Origin of the sequence: Paracoccus nototheniae, from assembly GCF_004335005.1 — a bacterium.
Lineage (GTDB): Bacteria > Pseudomonadota > Alphaproteobacteria > Rhodobacterales > Rhodobacteraceae > Paracoccus > Paracoccus nototheniae.
This window is the reverse complement of the sequence record NZ_RQRT01000010.1, coordinates 54,121-75,218: the sequence shown is the minus strand read 5'-3', so window position 1 is coordinate 75,218 and position 21,098 is coordinate 54,121. Positions and strand designations below refer to the sequence as shown.

At 61.1% G+C, this 21,098-nt stretch carries 14 protein-coding genes, 2 tRNA genes and 1 riboswitch; of the genes, 6 read left to right on the top strand and 10 right to left on the bottom strand.

Annotation, left to right across the window (positions count from 1 at the left end; all coding sequences use genetic code 11):
* Positions 1-410: 410 nt before the first annotated feature.
* The 7 genes from pheS to EG885_RS06600 all read right to left on the bottom strand — a co-directional run bounded on the left by pheS (position 411) and on the right by EG885_RS06600 (position 9,156).
* Positions 411-1,493 carry a phenylalanine--tRNA ligase subunit alpha gene (gene pheS, locus EG885_RS06630; RefSeq protein WP_131573698.1) on the bottom strand — a complete coding sequence of 361 codons (1,083 nt, stop codon included), beginning with the start codon at positions 1,491-1,493 and terminating at the stop codon, positions 411-413.
* Positions 1,494-1,592: 99 nt separating this feature from the next.
* A complete protein-coding gene (locus EG885_RS06625) occupies positions 1,593-2,999 on the bottom strand; it encodes an alanine/glycine:cation symporter family protein (protein ID WP_131573689.1) in 1,407 nt (468 codons plus the stop codon).
* A 79-nt stretch (positions 3,000-3,078) separates the two neighbouring features.
* Positions 3,079-4,434 carry a cytochrome P450 gene (locus EG885_RS06620; protein ID WP_131573688.1) on the bottom strand — a complete coding sequence of 452 codons (1,356 nt, stop codon included), beginning with the start codon at positions 4,432-4,434 and terminating at the stop codon, positions 3,079-3,081.
* Positions 4,435-4,546: 112 nt separating this feature from the next.
* Positions 4,547-4,621 (bottom strand) — tRNA-Val (locus EG885_RS06615).
* Positions 4,622-4,679: 58 nt separating this feature from the next.
* Positions 4,680-5,066 (bottom strand): hypothetical protein, encoded by a 387-nt coding sequence (locus EG885_RS06610; protein ID WP_207392216.1) that lies wholly within the window; start codon positions 5,064-5,066, stop codon positions 4,680-4,682.
* 157 nt (positions 5,067-5,223) lie between these two features.
* The gene (gene lon, locus EG885_RS06605) at positions 5,224-7,641 is read right to left on the bottom strand and encodes an endopeptidase La (RefSeq protein WP_131573687.1); all 2,418 of its coding nucleotides are present in this window, start codon (positions 7,639-7,641) and stop codon (positions 5,224-5,226) included.
* 159 nt (positions 7,642-7,800) lie between these two features.
* Positions 7,801-9,156 carry an ATP-binding protein gene (locus EG885_RS06600; RefSeq protein WP_131573686.1) on the bottom strand — a complete coding sequence of 452 codons (1,356 nt, stop codon included), beginning with the start codon at positions 9,154-9,156 and terminating at the stop codon, positions 7,801-7,803.
* A gap of 34 nt (positions 9,157-9,190) precedes the next feature.
* On the opposite strand from EG885_RS06600, the gene EG885_RS06595 reads away from it, so the two are divergent.
* The 4 genes from EG885_RS06595 to EG885_RS06580 all read left to right on the top strand — a co-directional run bounded on the left by EG885_RS06595 (position 9,191) and on the right by EG885_RS06580 (position 12,238).
* The gene (locus EG885_RS06595; RefSeq protein ID WP_131573685.1) at positions 9,191-10,123 is read left to right on the top strand and encodes an MBL fold metallo-hydrolase; all 933 of its coding nucleotides are present in this window, start codon (positions 9,191-9,193) and stop codon (positions 10,121-10,123) included.
* Between the two features lie 60 nt (positions 10,124-10,183).
* A tRNA-Asn gene (locus EG885_RS06590) sits at positions 10,184-10,258 on the top strand.
* A gap of 379 nt (positions 10,259-10,637) precedes the next feature.
* Positions 10,638-11,579 (top strand): hypothetical protein, encoded by a 942-nt coding sequence (locus EG885_RS06585; RefSeq protein ID WP_131573684.1) that lies wholly within the window; start codon positions 10,638-10,640, stop codon positions 11,577-11,579.
* On the top strand, positions 11,576-12,238 hold the full coding sequence (locus EG885_RS06580) for a hypothetical protein (protein ID WP_131573683.1): 663 nt from the start codon (positions 11,576-11,578) through the stop codon (positions 12,236-12,238). The genes EG885_RS06585 and EG885_RS06580 overlap by 4 nt, the downstream gene beginning before the upstream one ends.
* A 53-nt stretch (positions 12,239-12,291) precedes the next feature.
* On the opposite strand, the gene EG885_RS06575 is transcribed toward EG885_RS06580, so the two are convergent.
* Positions 12,292-13,005, bottom strand: coding sequence for a hypothetical protein (locus tag EG885_RS06575; RefSeq protein ID WP_131573682.1), 714 nt, complete (start codon positions 13,003-13,005; stop codon positions 12,292-12,294).
* Between the two features lie 506 nt (positions 13,006-13,511).
* A complete protein-coding gene (locus EG885_RS06570) occupies positions 13,512-14,786 on the bottom strand; it encodes an integrase arm-type DNA-binding domain-containing protein (protein WP_131573681.1) in 1,275 nt (424 codons plus the stop codon).
* Between the two features lie 395 nt (positions 14,787-15,181).
* A riboswitch (TPP riboswitch) is annotated at positions 15,182-15,301 on the top strand.
* 86 nt (positions 15,302-15,387) lie between these two features.
* On the opposite strand from EG885_RS06570, the gene thiC reads away from it, so the two are divergent.
* Positions 15,388-17,232, top strand: a complete 1,845-nt coding sequence (gene thiC / locus EG885_RS06565; RefSeq protein WP_131573680.1) for a phosphomethylpyrimidine synthase ThiC — start codon at positions 15,388-15,390, stop codon at positions 17,230-17,232.
* 212 nt (positions 17,233-17,444) lie between these two features.
* A complete protein-coding gene (locus EG885_RS06560) occupies positions 17,445-18,218 on the top strand; it encodes an SDR family NAD(P)-dependent oxidoreductase (RefSeq protein WP_131573679.1) in 774 nt (257 codons plus the stop codon).
* On the opposite strand, the gene EG885_RS06555 is transcribed toward EG885_RS06560, so the two are convergent.
* Positions 18,196-21,042: an AMP-binding protein gene (locus tag EG885_RS06555; RefSeq protein ID WP_131573678.1), complete on the bottom strand. Its 2,847-nt coding sequence runs from the start codon at positions 21,040-21,042 to the stop codon at positions 18,196-18,198. The two genes, EG885_RS06560 and EG885_RS06555, sit on opposite strands and share 23 nt — an antisense overlap.
* Positions 21,043-21,098 lie beyond the last annotated feature (56 nt).

The window sequence follows — 21,098 nt, the reverse complement described above, 5'->3', positions numbered from 1 at the left end:
TGGAAAAAAGGGGGCCATGCGTGCCATCTGCGCGGCAGTCAGCCAGAAAAGGTCGCTCATGTCACCGCTCCGTTTCTGGGCCGTGAATCACGCCGCGAAACGGAAATCAATGCATCCTGACCCTAGCAAGTTCTTTCTTGCTAGCTGGAGGTCGTTGAGTGGAATTTCGACCGGCGGCCAGAGCACTATTCCGAGGCGATAATTGGTTTCGCTTGCAGCAGCCAACAGGCTAAGCGCCGCTTCCGCTTGTCGCTGTGCCACCTGTTGCTTGCGCTAAACTGCGTATGTTCCAAACGCGGCGGCGACCCCAAGGCCAACTACAAATGTCCCAAGATCTGCCAATACGGATGCAGTTGGCGGCAACCAACTCCACCAACTACAAAAAGCGAAACAGACGTCGGCGTCAGGCACTACCTGCTCAACCCACCCGCCAGCCCCGGCACATCCCCTGCCGCAAAGCCGTAATGCCTCAACCACCGCAGATCGCTTTCAAAGAAAGCCCGCAAATCCGGGATCCCGTATTTCAGCATCGCCAGCCGGTCGATGCCCATGCCGAACGCAAAACCCTGCCATTGGTCGGGGTCGATCCCGCCCGAGCGCAGGACATGGGGGTGGACCATGCCGGAACCCAGGATCTCCAACCACGACGACCCCTCGCCAATCTTCAGCTGGCCGCCCTCCCATGAGCAGCGGATGTCGACCTCGGCCGAGGGTTCGGTGAAGGGGAAATGCGACGCGCGAAAGCGCAGCTCGACCGAGGGCACCTCGAAGAAGGCGCGGCAGAATTCCTCCAGCGTCCATTTCAGATGCGCCATGGAAATGTCGCGGTCGATGGCCAGACCCTCGATCTGGTGGAACATCGGCGTGTGGGTCTGGTCCATGTCCATGCGATAGACGCGGCCCGGCGCGATGACGCGGATCGGCGCGCCCTGTTCCTGCATGGCGCGGATCTGAACGGGCGAGGTATGGGTGCGCAGCACATGCGGCGGGCGGTCATCGCCGGGCGCGCGGTGCATGAAGAAGGTGTCATGTTCCTGCCGGGCGGGATGTTCGGGGGCAATGTTCAGCGCATCGAAATTGTACCAGTCGCTTTCGACCTGCGGCCCCTCGGCCACGGCGAAGCCCATATCGGCAAAGATCGCGGTGACCTCTTCGGTGACCTGACTGATGGGGTGGATGGTGCCTTGACGGCGCGGGCGGCCCGGCAGGGTCACGTCCAGCCATTCGTCCTTGAGACGCGCGTCCAGCGCCGCATCCTCCAGCGACAGCTTGCGCGCCCGCAGGGCGGCGTCGATCTCGTCGCGGACCTCGTTCAGGGCCTTGCCGGTGGTCTGGCGCTGCTCGGGGCTCATCTTGCCCAGTTCGCGCATCTTCAGGCTGATCTCGCCCTTTTTGCCAAGGGCAGCCAGACGGACCTCTTCGATGGCCGCAGGGTCGGTCGAGGCGTTGATACGGTCAAGCCATTGCTGGCGCAGGGGGGTCAGATCGTCCATCGCATCGTTCATCACGGGGGCCCTTGTCTTGATGGCCCCGCGTTAGCATGGGCGGGCGCGCGGGGTAAAGGCCGCGCGCCCGTCCGGTCGGTGCCGGGCCTATTTCCAGATGTCGCGATTCACCCCGGGTGCGATGCCCGGATGATCGCCGATGTGAAAGCGCGGCTCGGTCCCGGCCTTGCGCTGGCGCAGATAGTCGCGGGTGACATGGGCCACCGTTCCCGACAGCATGACGATGGCGATCAGGTTGATCGTGGCCATCAGGCCCATGCTGGCATCGGCAAAGTTGAACACCGTGGTGACCGCCTGCAGCGACCCCCAGACCACCATCGCCAGTGCCGCGACGCGCAGCACCATGATCCCGGTCTTGCCCGCGCCCAGAAAGACGACCGCGTTTTCGGCATAGGAATAATTGCCGATGATCGAGGTGAAGGCGAAGAAGAAGATCGCCACCGCCACGAAGATCTGCCCGAAGCCGCCGAAATGGTCCGACAGCGCCGCCTGCGTCAGGTTCACCCCAGTCAGCGCGTCCGAGGGGATCACATCGGCCAGCAGGATCATGATCGCCGTCGCCGTGCAGACCAGGATCGTGTCGATGAACACCCCAAGCGCCTGCACGAAGCCCTGGCTGGAGGGGTGATGCGGGTTCGGCACCGCCACGGCGGCGATGTTGGGGGCAGAGCCCATGCCCGCCTCGTTCGAGAAAAGGCCGCGCTTGATGCCGTTCAGCATCGCGGCCATGACGCCGCCCGCGACGCCGCCCACGGCCTCTTGCAGGCCAAAGGCCGACCGGATGATGCCGATCAGGATGCCCGGCACCTCGGACAGATTCATCACCAGAACGATGGCTGCGGCCAGCAGGTAAAGGCCCGCCATGACCGGCACGACCAGCTGAGCGGTCTTGGCGATCTGCGGGATGCCGCCAAAGATGATCACGCCCGACAGGACTGCCGTGACGATGCCCACGATGCCCGCATTGATGCCAAAGGCGCCCTCGACCGCCTGCGCGATGGAGTTGGCCTGCACGGCGTTGAAGACCAGCCCGAAAGCGATGATCAGCGCTACCGCGAACAGCGCCGCCAGCCAGGGCAGGCCCAGACCGCGCGCGATATATTGCGCCGGACCGCCGCGATACATGCCGTCGGCGCCATGGGTCTTGTACAGCTGCGCCAGCGTCGATTCCGCATAGGCGGTGGCCATGCCGACCAGCGCCACCATCCACATCCAGAAGATCGCGCCCGGCCCGCCAAGCGTCAAGGCGACGGCGACGCCCGCGATATTGCCGGTGCCCACGCGGCTGGCCAGCGACACGGACAGCGCCTGAAACGGCGTGATCCCGTCCTTGTCCGTCTCATCCGAGCCGCGCACGCAGCGCCACATTTCGGCGAAATGGCGAAACTGCAGAAAGCCAAGACGCACGGTGAAATAGATCCCCACGGCCAGAAGGCCATAGATCAGCACATAGCCCCAGAAAATGGTGTTCAGGAAATCAATGATGGCGGTCATTATGCGCTCCGCTGGATGTTCGCGGACAGTCTGTAACAGTCGCGTGAGCAAGGGCAAGCCCGTGCGCGCGCCGGCCGCCTCAGTCGCGGGGGCGCACGCTCAGCCAGACGCCTCCCTCCGGGCGCAGCGTCAGGATCATGCGTGGCTGCGGTTCCCTGCCCGGAATGCGGGCAAAGCGGAAACGGGCCAACAGGGTCGACAGGATGATCACCGCCTCTTGCAACGCGAAACTGGCGCCGATGCAGATGCGCGGCCCGGCGCCGAACGGCAGAAAGGCATAGCGGTTGGGCGCGGTCAGAAAGCGGTCGGGATCGAAGGCGTCGGGCCGGTCCCACAACTGGTGGTGACGGTGCAGCGCATAGACCGGCATCATGACCGTATCGCCGGGCCGCACCTCGCGCCCGCACAGCGTATCGGCCACCTGCGCGGTGCGCGACAGAAAGGCGGCGGGCGGATAAAGGCGCAGCGATTCGTTGACGATGCGCATGGTCAGGGGCAGCGCGCTCAGATCGGCGGCGGTGGCGGCGCGGTCACCCAAAGCCCCGCGCGCCTCGGATGCCGCCGCCTCTTGCACGGCGGGATCGAAAGCGCACAGATACAGCGCCCATGCCAGGGTCAGGGCGGTCGTCTCGTGCCCCGCCACGATGAATGTCAGCAGATTGTCGCGCAGCTCGTCCCGGCTCATCGCCCGGCCGGTTTCGGGATCCTGCGCCACCAGCAGCAGGTCCAGCAGATCGGGGGGCCCATCCTTTTCGGCGGCCTTCGCGCGGCTGGCGATGGCCTGATCGGCAATGTCCTTCATCCGCTTCAGCCCCGGCCCGGCGAAAACCCGCCCCGGACGCGGCAGCCATGCGGGCAGGCCCATCACATCCATCAGCGACAGCTTGGCCGTCTGCGCGATATAGGCGTCGATCGAGCCATGCACCGCATCGCGGTCGAACATCCCGTCGCCCGAGAAGGTCACGTCCGAGATCACCTCGAAGGTCGCGGCCACGGTTTCCTGAAACAGATCGACCGGCCCCTGCGCGGCAGCCAGACGGCGGCAAGACGCCTCGGCGGCGGCGGTCATGACCGGGCCAAGCGCCTCGACATGGCGCTGCGCAAAGGCGGGGGCGGCGGCGCGGCGCTGCCAGCGCCAATGGGCGCCTTCGGCCACGAACAAGCTGTCGCCGATGGCCGGCTTCAGGATCAGCTTGGTCGTGACGGATTTGGGATAATCCTCGACCTTGTCCTTGAGAATGCGGCGCAGCGCGACCGGATCCATGACCATGTGCCAGCGCACCCCGGTCTTGCCCGACACCATCGGCTGGCGCGTGGCGATGGCGGGGATCAGCTCCAGCACGTTGCGGCGCGCGGTCATCGCCGTGCCCCACAGACCCAGGGGTTTCGTCGCCAGCGGCACCTTGGCGGGATCGGCGTGGGGCAGGTCGAACATGCGGGCGGCCTTTGGCTGGGGACGGTCCGTCATGACGTGGGGATGCAGGCTGCCGCGATCAACAGGCGCGCGGGGTGCGCGAATGTCGCGGGTCGCGTCGGGCGGGAAGGAATGGTGGGTGATAAGGGATTTGAACCCCTGACATCTTCGATGTGAACGAAGCGCTCTACCACTGAGCTAATCACCCGTCGCGCTGGCTTCTAGCGGCAGCCGTGCGTCGTTGCAAGAGGCGCGATCCGTTTCGCTCAGCTCTTTTCACAGGGCGGGGCGGGATCGGTGGGCGCGCAGACGGCGGCGGACAAAAGCGCGGGCAGGTCGGGGGTCTCGATCGGGATGCGGCGCGGGTTGCGGCGCAGGCGCAGGGTGATCACGTCACCACCCCGTGCGTCGCGTTCCAGATTGATCCGCGCCCGACCCAAAGGCGGCACGGCCAGCGTGTGCCCGGCGGACAGGATCTGCCCCAGCTGCTCCAGCGTCGCCTCGATGATGGGCCGCGCCTCGGCCCGCCGGGCGCCCGAGGCGGCAACCACCCGGTCCACGAAATCGCGTTTGGGCACGACGGTCGCCACATGCGGATGGCGGGTTCCGGCTCCGGCCATGGGCAGCCGGGGATCGGTCGGATCACGGGACATCTCGGGCTCTCCCCTCTGGCGGTCGGCGTTGGCGACCCAGGGAAAGCCTAGCGCAATATGACCTTAGGTCAATCTTTTCTTACGGTTGCCCAAAGGCAGGCATGAAAAAGGGCCGGGGGCGCGTGACGCCCCCGGCCCATCATCTTACCTGCAGCGATCAGTGCGCGACAGTGCTGCCCGCGCCGTCGGGCGACCGCTGTCCCGCCACGCGGGCGGCCTCGGCGGCCTCTTCGGCGGCCTCGTCCCACTCCACCGCGACAGGCTGGCGGACAAGGGCGTGGCGCAGAACCTCGCGGACATTGCTGACCGGGATGATGGTCAGCCCTTCCTTGACGTTGTCCGGGATCTCGACCAGATCCTTTTCATTGTCCTGCGGGATCAGCACCGTCTTGATGCCGCCGCGCAGCGCCGCCAGCAGCTTTTCCTTGAGGCCGCCGATGGCCAGAACATGGCCGCGCAGGGTCACCTCGCCGGTCATGGCGACATCCTTGCGGACCGGAATGCCGGTCATCACCGACACGACCGAGGTCACCATGGCGACACCCGCAGACGGGCCATCCTTGGGCGTGGCGCCTTCGGGAACGTGGACGTGGATGTCGCGCTTGTCGAATTCCGGGGGCCTGACCCCGATTTCCGGCGCGACCGATCGCACAAAGCTGTTCGCCGCGTCGATCGATTCCTTCATCACGTCGCCCAGCTTGCCGGTCGTCTTCATCCGGCCCTTGCCGGGCAGACGCAGCGCCTCGATCTGCAACAGATCGCCGCCGACCGAGGTCCAGGCAAGGCCGGTCACGACGCCCACCTGATCCTCTTTCTCGGCCAGACCATAGCGGTGGCGACGCACGCCAAGATATTCTTCGGCCTTTTCAGGCGTCACCTCGACCGAGGTGACCTTGCCCTTGAGGATCTCGGTCACGGCCTTGCGGGCCAGTTTCGCGATCTCACGCTCCAGCGACCGGACCCCGGCCTCGCGCGTGTAATAGCGGATCATATGCGTCAGCGCGGCATCGGTGATGCTGAATTCACCCTTGCGCAACCCGTTCGCGGCGATCTGCTTGGACACCAGATGGCCCTTGGCGATCTCGCGCTTTTCATCCTCGGTATAGCCCGACAGCGGGATGATCTCCATCCGGTCCAGCAGGGGGCTGGGCATGTTATAGCTGTTGGCCGTGGTCACGAACATGACGTTGGACAGATCGTATTCCACCTCCAGATAGTGGTCCACGAAGGTCGAGTTCTGTTCCGGGTCCAGAACCTCCAGCATGGCGCTGGCCGGATCGCCCCGGAAATCCTGCCCCATCTTGTCGATTTCGTCCAGCAGGATCAGCGGGTTGGTGGTCTTGGCCTTTTTCAGCGCCTGGATGATCTTGCCGGGCATGGACCCGATATAGGTCCGCCGGTGGCCACGGATCTCGGATTCGTCGCGCACGCCGCCAAGCGAGATGCGGATGAATTCGCGCCCCGTCGCCTTGGCGATCGACCGGCCGAGCGAGGTCTTGCCCACGCCCGGAGGGCCGACCAGCGTCAGGATCGGACCCTTCAGCTTGGTGCTGCGGGCCTGCACGGCCAGATATTCGACGATGCGTTCCTTGACCTTGTCCAGCCCGAAATGGTCGGCATCCAGAATCGCCTCGGCCCGCCCCAGATCCTTGCGGGTGCGAGATTTCACGCCCCATGGCAAAGCCAGCAGCCAGTCCAGATAGTTGCGGCTGACCGTGGCCTCGGCAGACATGGGCGACATGGATTTCAGCTTTTTCAGCTCGCTGTCGGCCTTGTCGCGGGCTTCCTTGCTGAACTTGGTCGCGGCGATTTTCGCCTCAAGCTCGGCCAGTTCGTTCTGCCCATCCTCGCCGTCGCCCAGTTCCTTCTGGATCGCCTTCATCTGTTCGTTCAGGTAATATTCGCGCTGCGTCTTTTCCATCTGGGTCTTGACGCGCGACTTGATCTTTTTCTCGACCTGCAGGACCGACATCTCGCCCTGCATATGGCCATAGATCTTTTCCAGACGCGCCGAGATATCCAGCGTGTCCAGCAGATCCTGCTTGCGGTCCAGATCGATGCCCATATGGCCCGCGACCAGATCGGCCAGTTTGCCGGGCTCGGACGCCTCGGACACGGCGGTCACGACCTCGTCGGGGATGTTCTTGCGCACCTTGACGTAACGCTCGAATTCCTCGGAGACGGTGCGGACCAGCGCGGTGACGGTCGCCTCGTCGCCCATCGTTTCTTCCAGAACGATGGCCTCGGCCATGAAGTGGTCGTCATGCGGGACGAAATCGGTGATGTGCACCCGTTCGCGCCCCTCGACCAACACCTTGACGGTGCCGTCGGGCAGTTTCAGCAATTGCAGCACATTGGCCAGAACGCCGCCGCGAAAGATGCCGTCTTCCGTCGGTTCGTCCACGGCCGCATCCATCTGGGCTGCCAGAAGGATCGGGCTGTCCGTTTCCATCACCGCTTCCAGCGCGCGCACCGATTTTTCACGGCCCACGAACAGGGGCACGATCATGTGCGGGAAAACCACGATGTCCCGCAAAGGCAACACCGGATAGGTCTGAGTGGTGAATTCCGTCATGGTCTTGTCCTTTCCGCCCGAAGCCGCGGTCCCGTCATGGCGACGCGCGACCTCTGCATGGGCACAATCTAGGTCGGGCGGCCCTTGCGTTCAATATGACAGGAAGAATGCAATCCAATTCTGCCTTCGTGACGGCACAGCGCGGCTTTTGGCGGGGCCCTAGCGGGGGATGACGATCTCGGCCCGCAGGCCGCCAAGGCGCGGGCCCCGTCCAAGACGCAGCTGCCCGCCATGCGCGCGCGCCACATCGGCGGCGATGGCCAGACCCAGCCCCGCCCCCTGCGCGCTGTTTCTGCGCCGCGACGGGTCCAGCCGGGTAAAGGGACGCATGGCCGCGTCCAGACTGTCCTCGGGGATGCCGGGACCGTCATCCTCGATCCCGATGCGCAGGCTGCGCGGGCCAAGCGAGGCGTCCATCTCGGCCACGCTGCCATAACGCACGGCATTGCCGATCAGGTTTTCCAGCGCCCGGCGCAGCATGTCGGGGCGAAAGATCGCCTCGCCCTGACGGTCGCCCTCGAACTGGACCAGCGTCGCGGACTGACCCGCCCGCTGCGCATCGGCGACGATGGTTTCCAGAAAACCCGCCGCCACCACCGTCTCGGGCGGGCGGTCCTGCGCCTCGTCCCTTGCATAGTCCAGAAAGCCGTCCACCATGCGGTTCATTTCCGCGATATCGGCCTCCATCGCGGCGAATTCCTCGGCATCGGGGGGGGCGTCGGGGCAGGCCATCGACAGGCTGAGGCGTAGCCGGGTCAGCGGCGTGCGCAGATCATGACTGATCCCCGACATCATCAGCTTGCGCTGTTCGTTCTGGCGTTCCAGCCGGTTGCGCATGTCCAGAAAGGCCGTGCCCGCACTGCGGATCTCGGCCGCGCCCGAGGGTCGATAGGGCACGATGCGCCCCTTGCCATATTCTTCGGCGGCCGCCGCCAGCCGCCGGATCGGGCGCAGCTGGTTGCGCAGAAAGATCGTCGCGATCCCGGTCATCAACAGCGAGGTGGCCACCATCAGCACCAGCAGCTGATGCGGATTGGACGCGCTGACCCGCCGCCGGTCAAAGCTGAGCGCATAGGGCCCGACCGGCCCGTTCAGCGCCACCACCACCCGGTTGTCGTCGCTGGCCAGATCGACCGAGATGACATTGGGCAGCGCATCGCGCAGCACTTGCGTCACCACCCGCCCCGAGAAATCATAAAACAGCCGCTGATCACCCTCGACCGGATCGGTCGGCAGCTCCAGCGTCAGTTCCAGCGGACGGGCGACCGAAATCCCCGCCCGGCGCGCGGCCTCGGGTCCGGCGGCATGGTCGATCAGCCGGGCGACAAAGGTCAGCTCGTGCGACATGCTGGTGGTCATCTGCCGGGTGACGCCTTCGAAATGGCGCTGCAGGAACATCACGCTGACGACCAGCGTGACCACCACCACCGGCAGGAACAGGATCAGCGCGGCGCGCGCGTAAAGCCCCCGCGGCACAAGGGTCCGGGCAATCGGTCCGTCGGTCTGGTTGGACATGGAAACCCCTTCCGTCGCACGCTAGGCTAACGTCATGAACGCCCCCGCGAAAGATCCGTTGCAGATCCTGGCCCCGAATCCCTCGGCCCTGACCGGTCCGGGCACGACGACCTTTCTGATCGGCACGGATCATGTCGCAGTGATCGACCCCGGCCCCGACGATCCCACCCATATCGAGGCCGTGGCCCGCGCAGGCCAAGGCCGGATCGGCCATATCCTTGTCACCCATGCCCATCGCGACCACAGCGCCGGCGCCCGGCGCCTGTCGCGCCTGACCGGGGCGCCGGTGCTGGCCTTCGGCAATGCGCTGGCGGGCCGTTCGCCCCTGATGGTGCGGCTGGCGGCCCAAGGGCTGGTCGGCGGCGGCGAGGGGCTGGACCACGACTTCGCCCCCGACCGCCTGCTGCGCGACACCGAGGTGATCGCCACCCCCGACTGGCAGCTGACCGCCCTGCACACGCCCGGCCATGCCGCAGGACATTTAAGCTTTCTGTGGGACGATCTGCCGTCAGGCAGGCCGTCGCCGGATGAGCCAGAGGGCGGGCTGGCGGGCGGATGCCCCCCGGGCGGGCGGATCTTCTGCGGCGATCTGGTGATGGGCTGGTCCTCGACCCTGATCTCTCCGCCCGACGGGGATCTGGGCGACTACTTCCGCTCGCTGGACCGTCTGGCGGCGCTGGCACCCCGGCAATTGCTGCCGACCCACGGCGCGGCGATCGAGGCCCCCCTGCCCCGTCTGGACGAACTGGCCCACCACCGCCGCGCCCGCACCGCCCAGATCCTGACCGCCCTGCATCAGGCGCCGGGCACCGCCACGGACCTTGCCCGGCGTCTTTATACCATCCCCCCGCCCCTGCTGCCCGCCGCCGCGCGCAACGTGCTGGCCCATCTGATCGCGCTGTGCCAATTGGGCGCCGTTGATTTTCCGGACGAATTCACGTCCGACACGATTTTTTCACCCAGCTGACCGAAAACCGCCAAACGGCTCTGGACGCCCCCCGGTGGGGTTGCTATATCCGCCCCGTGTTCCGGCGTAGCTCAGCGGTAGAGCAGTTGACTGTTAATCAATTGGTCGTAGGTTCGATCCCTACCGCCGGAGCCAAAATCTGAGGCCTAACTTACTGATATCAGTGCATTATATGCGTTGCGTCATTAGGTTTTGGCCTACTTTTTGGCCTACTTTGACTTTGTAGCGATATATCCTGACAGCGTCGCGCAGTGATGAGCACGGACCAGATTTCCGCATAGAATTGCACTTCATGCTTCGGTGGTGCACTTTAGCTTTTTCGGCGGACTTTGTTCTCGAGTGAGAAACCTCTCCACACGTTGAGCCACCTCCAAAGGTATGACATCCGCGGTCAATGAACCCGGAAGCAATGAAATATGTGCCAAGCAAACTCAAACATGTTGCCACTATCCCTATAGTTGTTCAAAGTTGACGCACAATAAGATGCATCTGCCTTCAACAGGGAAAAATTTTCATGTTTTCAGACTTTTATCGCTACGTTTATGTTGGGCAACTCCACATCAAAACTCGTCAAAATTACTTCCCCAACCATGTCCCAACCGCGCAGCTGTTATTTTCACAGTTGAAAGCAAAGGAAAAGAAGAGCCCTACTCCTACATTAAAGGGCGAGGCTGAAATTAGACTTGCCGATGTTGTTATCGATGGAGATTTTGCTCTTCTTCTGATAAACTACATCGATCCGACGATCCCCGATCACGTCGTTACTGATGTTAAGAGCGGAAGTTATCGCAAGAATCTACGTGGTCAAAATGAATCTCCGGTCATAAGTGCCCATGTCGCGATCAATATTGCCAGCAAACATGATAACTTCGCGACCTATCCAATGTGCATAGAAAATAACGACTTCATTGCCCGGTCCTATATCGTTCAGCATCTCAATACAATTGTGGCAAAGCATTTTAAGAAGCCAATGAAGCGCACCAATCCCTCAGGCACCCAGGAAATTAAAGATTGGGTGCCTCGACTAACCTTCGGGGCATCAGGGAACACGACGATAGCAGGCGTTCTAGCAGCCGGAGGTAAGTTGAAGGGCGTGAAGTGGATCGAACAGTCTCTACAGGATGGCACGAGAGGCGACGGGGCATATCCCGTAACAGAGCGGCGAGAAGTATTCTATTCAGTAGCGAACCGTCCTACCGGAAGCATCGGATCGGCAATTCTCCAACAAATAACTCAACTTGTTCCCTTATCAAAAGCAAAAAAGATATCAATTACAATCGAAGATGAAAACAATAAACAGAAAGTTGTTGGAATAGATAGTAATTCCACCGACTTTCTTGCCGCAATGTTCATTCCGCAAAAGCGAGTTGAACTGCCACTCTCTGATCCTCTTGAAATTCACGTTAAGAGCATACACAAGGCATACTCCAAAAAACTCAAGTCGTTGATTAAATGATTGATATAATCAAAGCCCGACTGCATGATTCCACATTGCTTCGCACGTTGTTTTACCTGCGCATCAAGTCTCCCTTTTCAAAGCGTTACAATTACATCTATCCACTTATTGCCACATCTTCACTCATCGCATTTCTTTTCTTCGCACCAATATCGGTAGGCTATTGGCGTGATGGTGGGTTCTTTCCCAAACTAGCCCCACTACTTTCCATCCTATTCCCGTTCTACATTGCTTCGCTTGCAGCTGTTTCCACTTTTTCCGGGTCAACTGAAATAGATAAGACTTTTCCAGAAGACTCAAGGGGTCGTTCTGTTTACCTGCCGATGCGTGGGAAGATGGGGGAAATAGAGTTAATTGAGATAACCCAGCGGCATTTCCTCAGTCTACTTTTCGGGTATTGCTGCATAGTATCACTAGTCTTATTGTTTGTAGCCAGCCTTTCGAGTTTGGTTTCTGTAGGGATACCAATTGAGGGGGTAAAGACGAGATGGTGGTTTTCAAATATTACCTTCGGAGTTTTTTTATTCCTGTTCTTCCAGATGCTTACACTTACTCTGTTTGCTGTCTACTATCTTAGCGATAAAATTCACCGCACATCATCAGTTACCGGCAATGAGGTGCTTAAATCGACCGACGCCCCACCTGACGACAAAGAATGAAAGTTTAATTTAATTTAAAGCTGTGGCACTTTATTCGCAATAAGACCGCCTTATCACATACAATCCTTGATTTGGGGTTGCCGATAAATCTTCCACTGCGATTCACCCCTCAACTGAAACATAATAATACTTCGTTGCTTTACCATTGCACGATACGCGTTTCTCCCCATTTGAGCACGTTCATCAAAAGGTAGATAAACACCAAAATCGGCGCCCTCCGCCACTTCGTCTTTGGCGGCATACAAGACTGCACTGCTTAGCGATGCCGGTCGCAATGAGTTATTGGAAGCAGGCCTATGCCGATCAAATTCTTTGACGTAGTTACTTGATCGCCAACCGTTCTGAAGCATTCCTCTATATCCAAAGTCATTTAGTAAATTTTTAATGCGAGTTGTAAGATCTACTACTGCAGCAGGTTGAAGCCCATGCGGGAAAAATAAGAGAGCATGAAAGTGGGGCTTTTTACCATTCCTATCGGCTGACGTGAATTTGCTGCCGTCATAGTCGATGAAAGAGACTAACCCGCAGTGTGATGGGCTCTGCTTTTTCAAACCACTTTGATAGCATAGCTTTTCTGATGTCTCGAAGATTGACCGGCAAATAAGTCCATGATATTGCTTATTGGACATATGTGCGCTTATTGTGATACACCGCTCGTCCAGCTGGCTAAACGATTTCATTCCGCAGGCAGCATTTGCAAGAAAAGTATTTTCTATATTTTCTTCCGAAAACGCACGCAAGTAATTTTTTATTTTAACATTTTCCAAAGTATCTCCTTATAGCGATGTATGACTCCCATTATTAAACCTTGCTAGCCCGGCAATTCGGATTAGCATCGAATAATGCCCGCTGTTGGGCAGATGATAACTGGCAGATGGTTTTGGCTCCCCTCAGGGATTCCCTAGACGGTCACTGAATAAGGCAAAAGCCCAGTGCCGTTTCTTCCATTTCCTCACTCCCGGTCGCAGAAATATCGCGACGAGTAAGTTCAGCATCAATAATAACAAGTAAATAAGCAGACATTGAAATCCCTAATGCCTGACTTCGTTGCCGCAAACTGCGTTTGACCGACGACGGTATTCTAATATGTAAATTTTCCATAAAGCCTCACTAACGACATATACTTTATTTATGTGTTAGGAGTTGCAACACGCCGCGCAGATTTTCTTCTGCGTTTTTTCATGTTGGTTCTACCATACCATAGCCTACCGGGAATGTCAAGAAAAATATAGGCGCACTGGTGAAAAGTTTCAAATTTTCAATTAGCGCATACCTAAGTCTTTGCCGCGATTGACTGAGAATACCTTTCCATCATTCCTTTAATTATTTCATTTGTCTTATAAAGCTGCTTTTCGCGAGATCCATATACTTTCTCCGATATTTCTGAGGATGCATGCCCCGTGAACGGATACGAAACTTCCTTCGGTATATTATTCTCTCTCAATAGATCAACGATACTATGCCGTAAACTATGGCCAACTTTTCTCTTGTCTGCAGTCACTTTACGAACCTGCTTCATAATGACATTGGAAATGTTGGTGTAGCCCACCTTGCCTAAACGCCCGAAAAGATGGCCGGTGCTATAATTTTTTCTTAGAGCGTTTTGCACTGCATCATACGCAAGACCATATAACGGTATCCATCTTATCGACTCATCCGACTTAACCGACCGTCCATCGCTCGTTTCGATCCGAAGGTGAGGAATAGCGTGCTGTAGGTAGACATCAGAGCACTTCAACCCCTGTATCTCAGCGCCACGAGCACCTGTTAATGCTAAAACATCCCAGATGTAACCGACTTCCACATTACGACAGCTATCATATATTTTTTCTCTTATTAGATGAATTTCAGAAATCGACAATGGCAGCCGTTTTTCCATTGCGGTGCGCCCTGCTGATGCCTCCTGTATCGGCAAACCGACAAATGGGTTTGCTATATTTAAATCTCTTTCGTTAATATAGATAGAAAATATTGATTTAATAACATTGCATTCTCTAACAACACTTTCAATTGACACTGCCTGCCTTCGCGCATCCCGCCATTTTCGTGCGTGAGCCTTTGTAATCATTCGAATATCAGTCACATCTGGAGCAGCAAACGTTAGCGATTTGAGAAGGCGTGCCAGTTCAAGTTGGCGCTTTCGGTTTAACGAACCTTTGTAGGCCGCGTAAACGACAGCTAGTTCGGCCAAGGGATGCTCAGTCGGTATAGCGTTCTTTTTTTCTTTGGTTGTCATGGTCGCGATTTTGATGCCCGATTTTAGGTCGCGTGCCACTGTGCCCCTAGCGACGCGAGCAGCCTCGAGCGATGCAGTTGCGACTTTTTGCAAGTCGCTCGTAGGTCCTCCTGCACCCATGTCAGCGACCTTTCCCAGCGTCAATTCGGTCTTTCGACCGTCCTTCACCGTCATGTAGATCCAGTAGCAAGAGCCGGTGCTTCTGACACGGAGATATAGGTTCTCGCCGTCGGCATATCGCTTTGGTTCAAGCTGTCCCCGCAAGGCTCGTTGAACGTCCTTGCTTGTCAAAAGTCGTGTCGTTCTCGCCATGAGTCACCGATCTGGATAGTTCTCCAGTAGAGTGTGGCCTACTTTTTGGCCTACTTCAAGTTTCTTCTTTCTATTGGTCTCAAGATGCTCTTTGAGCACATAACTTTTGCTAGGTCGCTGGGAATCAATTTTAATTTAATGTTTTTAGTATGTTGACATGGCTCGAGCCTCCAAGCATCGACCGTTTGGAAATGTTGTTTTCTATTTCATGACCCCTACCGCCGGAGCCAAAACTTCCCAAGCTACAGCCAATCCGACGCTTTGACGGCGCGCATCCCTTCGGGGAATGCCGCGTTTTGCGCGGACCATCGGCGTGACGGCGCAATCCGCCCTGATCCACCCCCTCCGAAATCCATGCTCCGCGTTGACAAGCCGCGATATCGCCTGCACGATCAGACCCTCACCAGGGGGGCTCCGGCAAGGAGCTGAGATGCTGCTGGGCCGCAAGGCCGCGCAGGGACCCTATGAACCTGATCCAGTTCATACTGGCGTAGGGACGGTGCGGATGCCCTTTGCGGCAGACCTTGGGGTCGGCGCATGCGGCATTCATTCCCCCTTCCAGCATGCTGGGTCCTTGATGCTTTGTCGCAAGGAGCCTGACATGACCAATAACTCCACCCCAACGGTGCCCACCCCGGCTGTGACCACCGGCCCGCTGCCCGCATCCACCAAGGTGCACCGCCCGGGCGTCCTGTTCCCCGACCTGCGCGTGCCCATGCGCGAGATCGCCCTGCATCCAAGCGCGGCCGAGCCGCCGCTGACGGTCTATGACAGCTCGGGCGCCTATACTGATCAGGCGGCGGTCACCGCGATCGATCAGGGCCTGCCGCGCCTGCGGGCGGGCTGGTTGGCCGCGCGGGCCGATGTGGTGGCCTATGACGGTCGCCCCGTGCAGCCGGCGGATAACGGCTTTGTGGGCGCGGACCGGCTGACCCCGGAATTTCCGCAGCGCCACCGCCCGTTGCGGGCCAAGGGGGCAGGCGCCGTCACGCAACTGGCCGCGGCCCGGGCGGGCGTGATCACTCCGGAAATGGAATTCGTGGCGATCCGCGAGAACCTTGGCCGTCAGGCCCTGCGCGCGCCCACGCCCCGCGACGGCGAAAGCTTTGGCGCCGCCATTCCCGATCTGGTCACCCCGGAATTCGTGCGCGACGAGATTGCGCGGGGTCGCGCCGTCATCCCCGCCAACCTGAACCACCCGGAACTGGAGCCGATGATCATCGGACGCAATTTCCTGGTCAAGATCAACGCCAATATCGGCAATTCGGCGGTCACCTCGTCTATGGCCGAAGAGGTGGAAAAGATGGTCTGGGCGATCCGGTGGGGCGCCGATACGGTCATGGACCTGTCCACGGGCCGCAACATCCACAACATCCGCGACTGGATCATCCGCAACGCGCCGGTGCCCATCGGCACGGTGCCCCTGTATCAGGCGCTGGAAAAGGTCGGCGGCATCGCCGAGGATCTAACATGGCAGATCTTTCGCGACACGCTGATCGAGCAGGCCGAACAGGGTGTCGATTACTTTACCATCCATGCGGGGCTGCGGCTGCACCATATCCCGCTGACCGTGGACCGGGTGACCGGGATCGTCAGCCGGGGCGGGTCGATCATGGCAAAATGGTGCCTGCATCATCACCGCGAAAGTTTCCTCTATGAGCATTTCGAAGAGATCTGCCAGATCGCGCGCGCCTATGACGTGACCTTCAGCCTTGGTGACGGGTTGCGACCCGGATCGGTGGCCGATGCGAATGACGCCGCCCAGTTTGCCGAGTTGGAGACCCTGGGCGAATTGACCAAAATGGCCTGGCGCCACGACTGTCAGGTGATGATCGAGGGGCCGGGCCATGTTCCCATGCACAAGATCAAGGAGAACATGGACAAGCAGCTGGCCGTCTGCGGCGAGGCGCCGTTCTATACTCTGGGCCCGCTGACCACCGATATCGCGCCGGGCTATGATCACATCACCAGCAGCATCGGAGCGGCGATGATCGGATGGTTCGGAACCGCGCTGTTGTGCTATGTCACGCCCAAGGAACATCTGGGCCTGCCCGACCGCGACGATGTGAAAACCGGGGTCATCACCTATAAGATCGCCGCCCATGCCGCCGATCTGGCCAAGGGCCATCCGGCTGCCAGATTGCGCGACGACGCCCTGTCCCGCGCACGGTTCGAGTTCCGGTGGGAGGATCAGTTCAACCTGTCGCTGGACCCCGACACCGCCCGCGCCTTTCACGATCAGACCCTGCCGAAAGAGGCGCATAAGCTGGCGCATTTCTGTTCGATGTGCGGGCCGAAATTCTGTTCGATGAAGATCAGCCACGACATCCGCGATCAGGCCCGCGCGCAGTCCGAGGCGCAGGCGGGCATGCAGGACATGGCCGAAAGATACCGCGACGGCGGCGATCTGTATGTCAGGCGGACCAGCGATCCGGTCCTGCCCTAAGCCGCGCGGCGTCAGATTGCGGGCCGAACCGTCCCGGTTTCGCAAGGCCCGCATCCTTGGCCGCCGGGGCCTTTCGGCGGCGGGCCTTAGGGATTTCCTGTTGGACGACAGGCCCTGCCCCCGCCATAAGGGCCCCGGATGCTGGCACAAGGCTGCCTTTCACGCCCACGGGCCACCCGTGGGCCACCTTCGTCAAAGAGCAGGTTGAAACGATGAGCACGACACAAAGGATCGCAATTGTCACCGGCGGACTGTCAGGGATCGGCAAGGCCGTCGCGCGGCGGCTTGTGGCGGATGGCCTGACCCTGCGCATCGGCGCGCGGCGCGGCGACGATCCGGCGTTCGAACGCGATCTGCGCGCCACGCTTGGGCCGCAGGTCAGCGTCGCGGCGCTGGACGTGCGCCGGTCCGACAGCGTCACCGCCTTTGTTCAGGGTGTTCTGGCCGATCACGGGCGCATCGATGTGCTGGTGAACGCGGCGGGCGTCTATGAAGAGGCCCCGGTGCCCGGCCATCCCGATGGCATCTGGGACGATGCGATCGACACCAATCTGACCGGCACCTTCAAGATGATCCGGGCGGTCATGCCGGTGATGATGCAGCAGAAATGGGGGCGCATCGTCAACATCGCCTCGGTCGCGGCGCATCAGGGCATGGCCAGCAATGCCGCCTATTGCGCCTCCAAGGCGGGGCTGCTGGGTCTGGGTCGCTGCGTCGCGCTGGAGGGGGCGGCGCATGGCGTCACCTGCAACAGCATCAGCCCGACATGGGTCGAAACCGAGATGCTGCAGCAGTTCATCGCCCAGGACATGGCGCAATCGGGCCAGTCCGAGGCCGAGGTCCGCGCCACCTATGAGGCTTCGAACCCGCAGGGCCAGCTGGTCCAGCCCGACGAGATCGCGGCCCTTGCATCATTTCTGGCCAGCGATGCGGCGCGGGCGATCACCATGGCCGATCATCAGGTCAACGCCGGATCCCTGTGGTGACCGCCATGGCCGGGGCCAAAGCCGGATCAGACGACAGGCGCCGCGCCATCAGCGCAGGCCTGTCGAAGATCTGCGCGAACGACCCCGGCCACAATTCCTTGGCCGCCGCATTGTCGTAACGCGCATCCGCCTGCAGGATGGTCGGGTTCTCCTGCAGCAAGCGCCGCTCGGACGGGGACAGGGGCGCCCGGTCCAGCCAGGCGGCCAGGGGCACGGTTTCCAGACCCGGCGCGCCCACGGCGTCATCGGCGATCAGATTGGCAATGCGCAGCCCCTGGGGCACAGCGCCTTGCACCAGCAGCCGCGCCGCCGCCCGCACATCGGTCATTCGGAACGCCATGCCCTGTGGCGCGCATTGCGACTGGCGGCAGGCCTCAAGAATGACCTCGTAGATATCCTTGGGATTGGGCGCCTCCAGATCATAGAGCGAGGGCAGGCGCAGGATCGCGGCGGCGATACCCGCCCGGGCAATCGCATCCTCGGCCGCGATCTTGGCCGCGCCATAGCCCGAGATGCCGTCGAAAGGCGTCGCAGGCCCTTCGGGGAACGGCCCACCCCGATCGGGAAAGACCGAGGTCGAGCTGGAAAAGGCCAGCGGCGCCCCGGCATCGCGGCAGAACTGCACGATGGTCGCGATCCCGGCCTGCGACCATGCCTCCATCAATGCGCGGTCGATGGCCAGATTGACCATCGCCGCGCAATGGATCACGGCCCCGACCTTGTCCGCCAGCGCATCATAGGCGCCTTGCGGCAGGCCGAAACGCGGATCGTCGAGGGCCCCCGCAACAGCCACGACCCGGTCGGCGGGCACGCCATGCGCGCGGGCCTGCGCAGCCAGCCGGGCTGCGGGATCGTTATTGCGCGGACGCACAAGACAATAGATCACCTGATCGGCGGGCAGATGGCGGGCGGCCTCGGCCAGCACATGACCGCCCAGAAAGCCCGTGGCACCGGTCAGCAGGATGCCCTTTTGCCGGAAGGCGTCGGGCCGGGGCCCGGATGCGGCCGTGTCGGTCAGCAGATCATGCAGCCGCAGCAGCGGCAGGTTCAGCGCCCAGTCAAAATCGACCGGGCGGCCATAGGCTGTTTCCAGCGACAGCAGCAGATCGACGCACATCAGCGAATCGCCGCCCTGATCGTGAAAGGACCGGGCGGGATCGACGCTGCCCACCGGGCAGCCCAGAATTCGCGCTGCGAAGCGGGTAACGGGCAGGGCGTCGGCCGCATCGTCATGGGGGGCGCCGTCGGGTCGGGCCGTCTCGGACGGAACCGCAGGCAGCGCCTTGAAATCGCATTTGCCCGAAACCGGGTTGATCGGGATCTCGTCCAGATGCACCAGCCAGGTCGGGATGCAATATCGCGGCAATCCCTGCTGCAACGCCCCGGCCAGCGCGGCGGGCATCCGCGCCCAGCCTGCGCCAAGTCCCCAACACGCGGCATTCCGGTCCATCTGGGCAGCATCGGCGGTGTAATAGACGACCAGAACCTGACCCTGATCGCCATCCTGCCGGACCCATGGGATCGCCTGCGCAAAGGCAAGATGGGCGGCCATCGTCTCGGTCAGCTCGCGGGTCTGGATGCTGTGGCCCCGCAGCTTCAGCATATGCGCGATGCGGCCCAGCACATGGATCTGGCCATCCGCCGCCACAAAGCCCCGGTCGCCGGTGTCATAAAGCCGGCAGTCCCGCCCGTCCAATGTCAGGCTGCGGAACCGCTGCGCGGTCTCATCAGAGCGGTTCACATAGCCGGGGCCCAGCATCCGGGGGCCTTCGAAATGCAGCAGCCCCGGCTGACCCGCCGGGCAGGGCCGGTCCTGATCGTCCAGCACCACCGCCTGCAGATGCGGCATCGCCACCCCGACCGCCGTGCCCTGCCCGAACCCCGGGGCGCCGCCAAGCCGGGTGATGCTGATGTCATGCGTCTCGCAGATGCTGTAGAGGTTCCACAGCTCCGCATGGGGCAGCCGCGCGCGCGCCTCGGCCACCAGACGGTCGCCGACCACCTCTCCGTTCAGGATCACGCGGCGCAAGGGCAGGGCTGCGCCGGTTGCGGGGTCGATCGCGGTCAGCGTCTTTTCGAAAAAGGACGGGGTGAACAGCATCTCGTCAATGGCATGGCGCGACAGGAACGCGACCAGCGCCTGCGGCGACATCAGGTCGTTCAGCCCCGGAAAGACCAGCGCGGCACCGTTCCGCAGCGGGCGAAACAGCTCCCATATCGCAAAGATATAGATGCCGATCTTCATCGTCGGGTCATAGGGGGTAAAGGCGTCGCGCCAGCGATAGGACAGAAAGGCCGCGTCATGGGTGACGGGAATGCATTTGGGCCGCCCCGTCGTGCCGGATGTGGCGACCAGATAGATGATGTCAGACGGTGCCACTTCCACGGCGACCAGCGGGGCACGCGTCGCGGGCGGTCGCTGGCCCAGACAGCCCTGCGCGGCCATGATGCGGCAGCGATCCGGCAACTGGCCGGGCGCAGGCTGCTGGCAGGTCACGATGGTGCCCACAGCCAGCTCGTCCACGATATTCGTCAGCACGACCTGTGGCATGGCCGGGTCCAGATGCACGAAGGGCCGCCCCCCGATCACGCATCCGACCGCCGCCGCCGCCAGCAGAACGCCCGGCGTGCCGAAGATCGCCACCGGGCCGTCATCGGTCAGCCGGTCCTGGAACAGCGCGACGAAATCGGCCAGTTCCGCATAGCTCAGCGCGTGGTCGCGATCCTGCAGGGCGGGCAAATCGGCATGTTCGCGAAGGGCGCGGACCAGCTCTGCGGGAACGGACGCGTCCGATGATGCAGTCGGGGTGGCGGAAAGGGGCATGTCGGAAACGCTCGCCAAAGGGTCGGATTTCTTCGGTCGATAGGAGAGTTGGGGCC

What these genes read in the sequence shown, in the direction of transcription:
- EG885_RS06570 (WP_131573681.1), bottom strand. Translation starts at nt 14,786, where the DNA reads ATGGCGAGAACGACACGACTTTTGACAAGCAAGGACGTTCAACGAGCC.
- pheS (WP_131573698.1), bottom strand. Translation starts at nt 1,493, where the DNA reads ATGGACGATCTGACCCCCCTGCGCCAGCAATGGCTTGACCGTATCAAC.
- EG885_RS06610 (WP_207392216.1), bottom strand. Translation starts at nt 5,066, where the DNA reads ATGTCCCGTGATCCGACCGATCCCCGGCTGCCCATGGCCGGAGCCGGA.
- EG885_RS06620 (WP_131573688.1), bottom strand. Translation starts at nt 4,434, where the DNA reads ATGTTCGACCTGCCCCACGCCGATCCCGCCAAGGTGCCGCTGGCGACG.
- EG885_RS06585 (WP_131573684.1), top strand. Translation starts at nt 10,638, where the DNA reads ATGTTTTCAGACTTTTATCGCTACGTTTATGTTGGGCAACTCCACATC.
- thiC (WP_131573680.1), top strand. Translation starts at nt 15,388, where the DNA reads ATGACCAATAACTCCACCCCAACGGTGCCCACCCCGGCTGTGACCACC.
- lon (WP_131573687.1), bottom strand. Translation starts at nt 7,641, where the DNA reads ATGACGGAATTCACCACTCAGACCTATCCGGTGTTGCCTTTGCGGGAC.
- EG885_RS06560 (WP_131573679.1), top strand. Translation starts at nt 17,445, where the DNA reads ATGAGCACGACACAAAGGATCGCAATTGTCACCGGCGGACTGTCAGGG.
- EG885_RS06580 (WP_131573683.1), top strand. Translation starts at nt 11,576, where the DNA reads ATGATTGATATAATCAAAGCCCGACTGCATGATTCCACATTGCTTCGC.
- EG885_RS06625 (WP_131573689.1), bottom strand. Translation starts at nt 2,999, where the DNA reads ATGACCGCCATCATTGATTTCCTGAACACCATTTTCTGGGGCTATGTG.
- EG885_RS06555 (WP_131573678.1), bottom strand. Translation starts at nt 21,042, where the DNA reads ATGCCCCTTTCCGCCACCCCGACTGCATCATCGGACGCGTCCGTTCCC.
- EG885_RS06595 (WP_131573685.1), top strand. Translation starts at nt 9,191, where the DNA reads ATGAACGCCCCCGCGAAAGATCCGTTGCAGATCCTGGCCCCGAATCCC.
- EG885_RS06600 (WP_131573686.1), bottom strand. Translation starts at nt 9,156, where the DNA reads ATGTCCAACCAGACCGACGGACCGATTGCCCGGACCCTTGTGCCGCGG.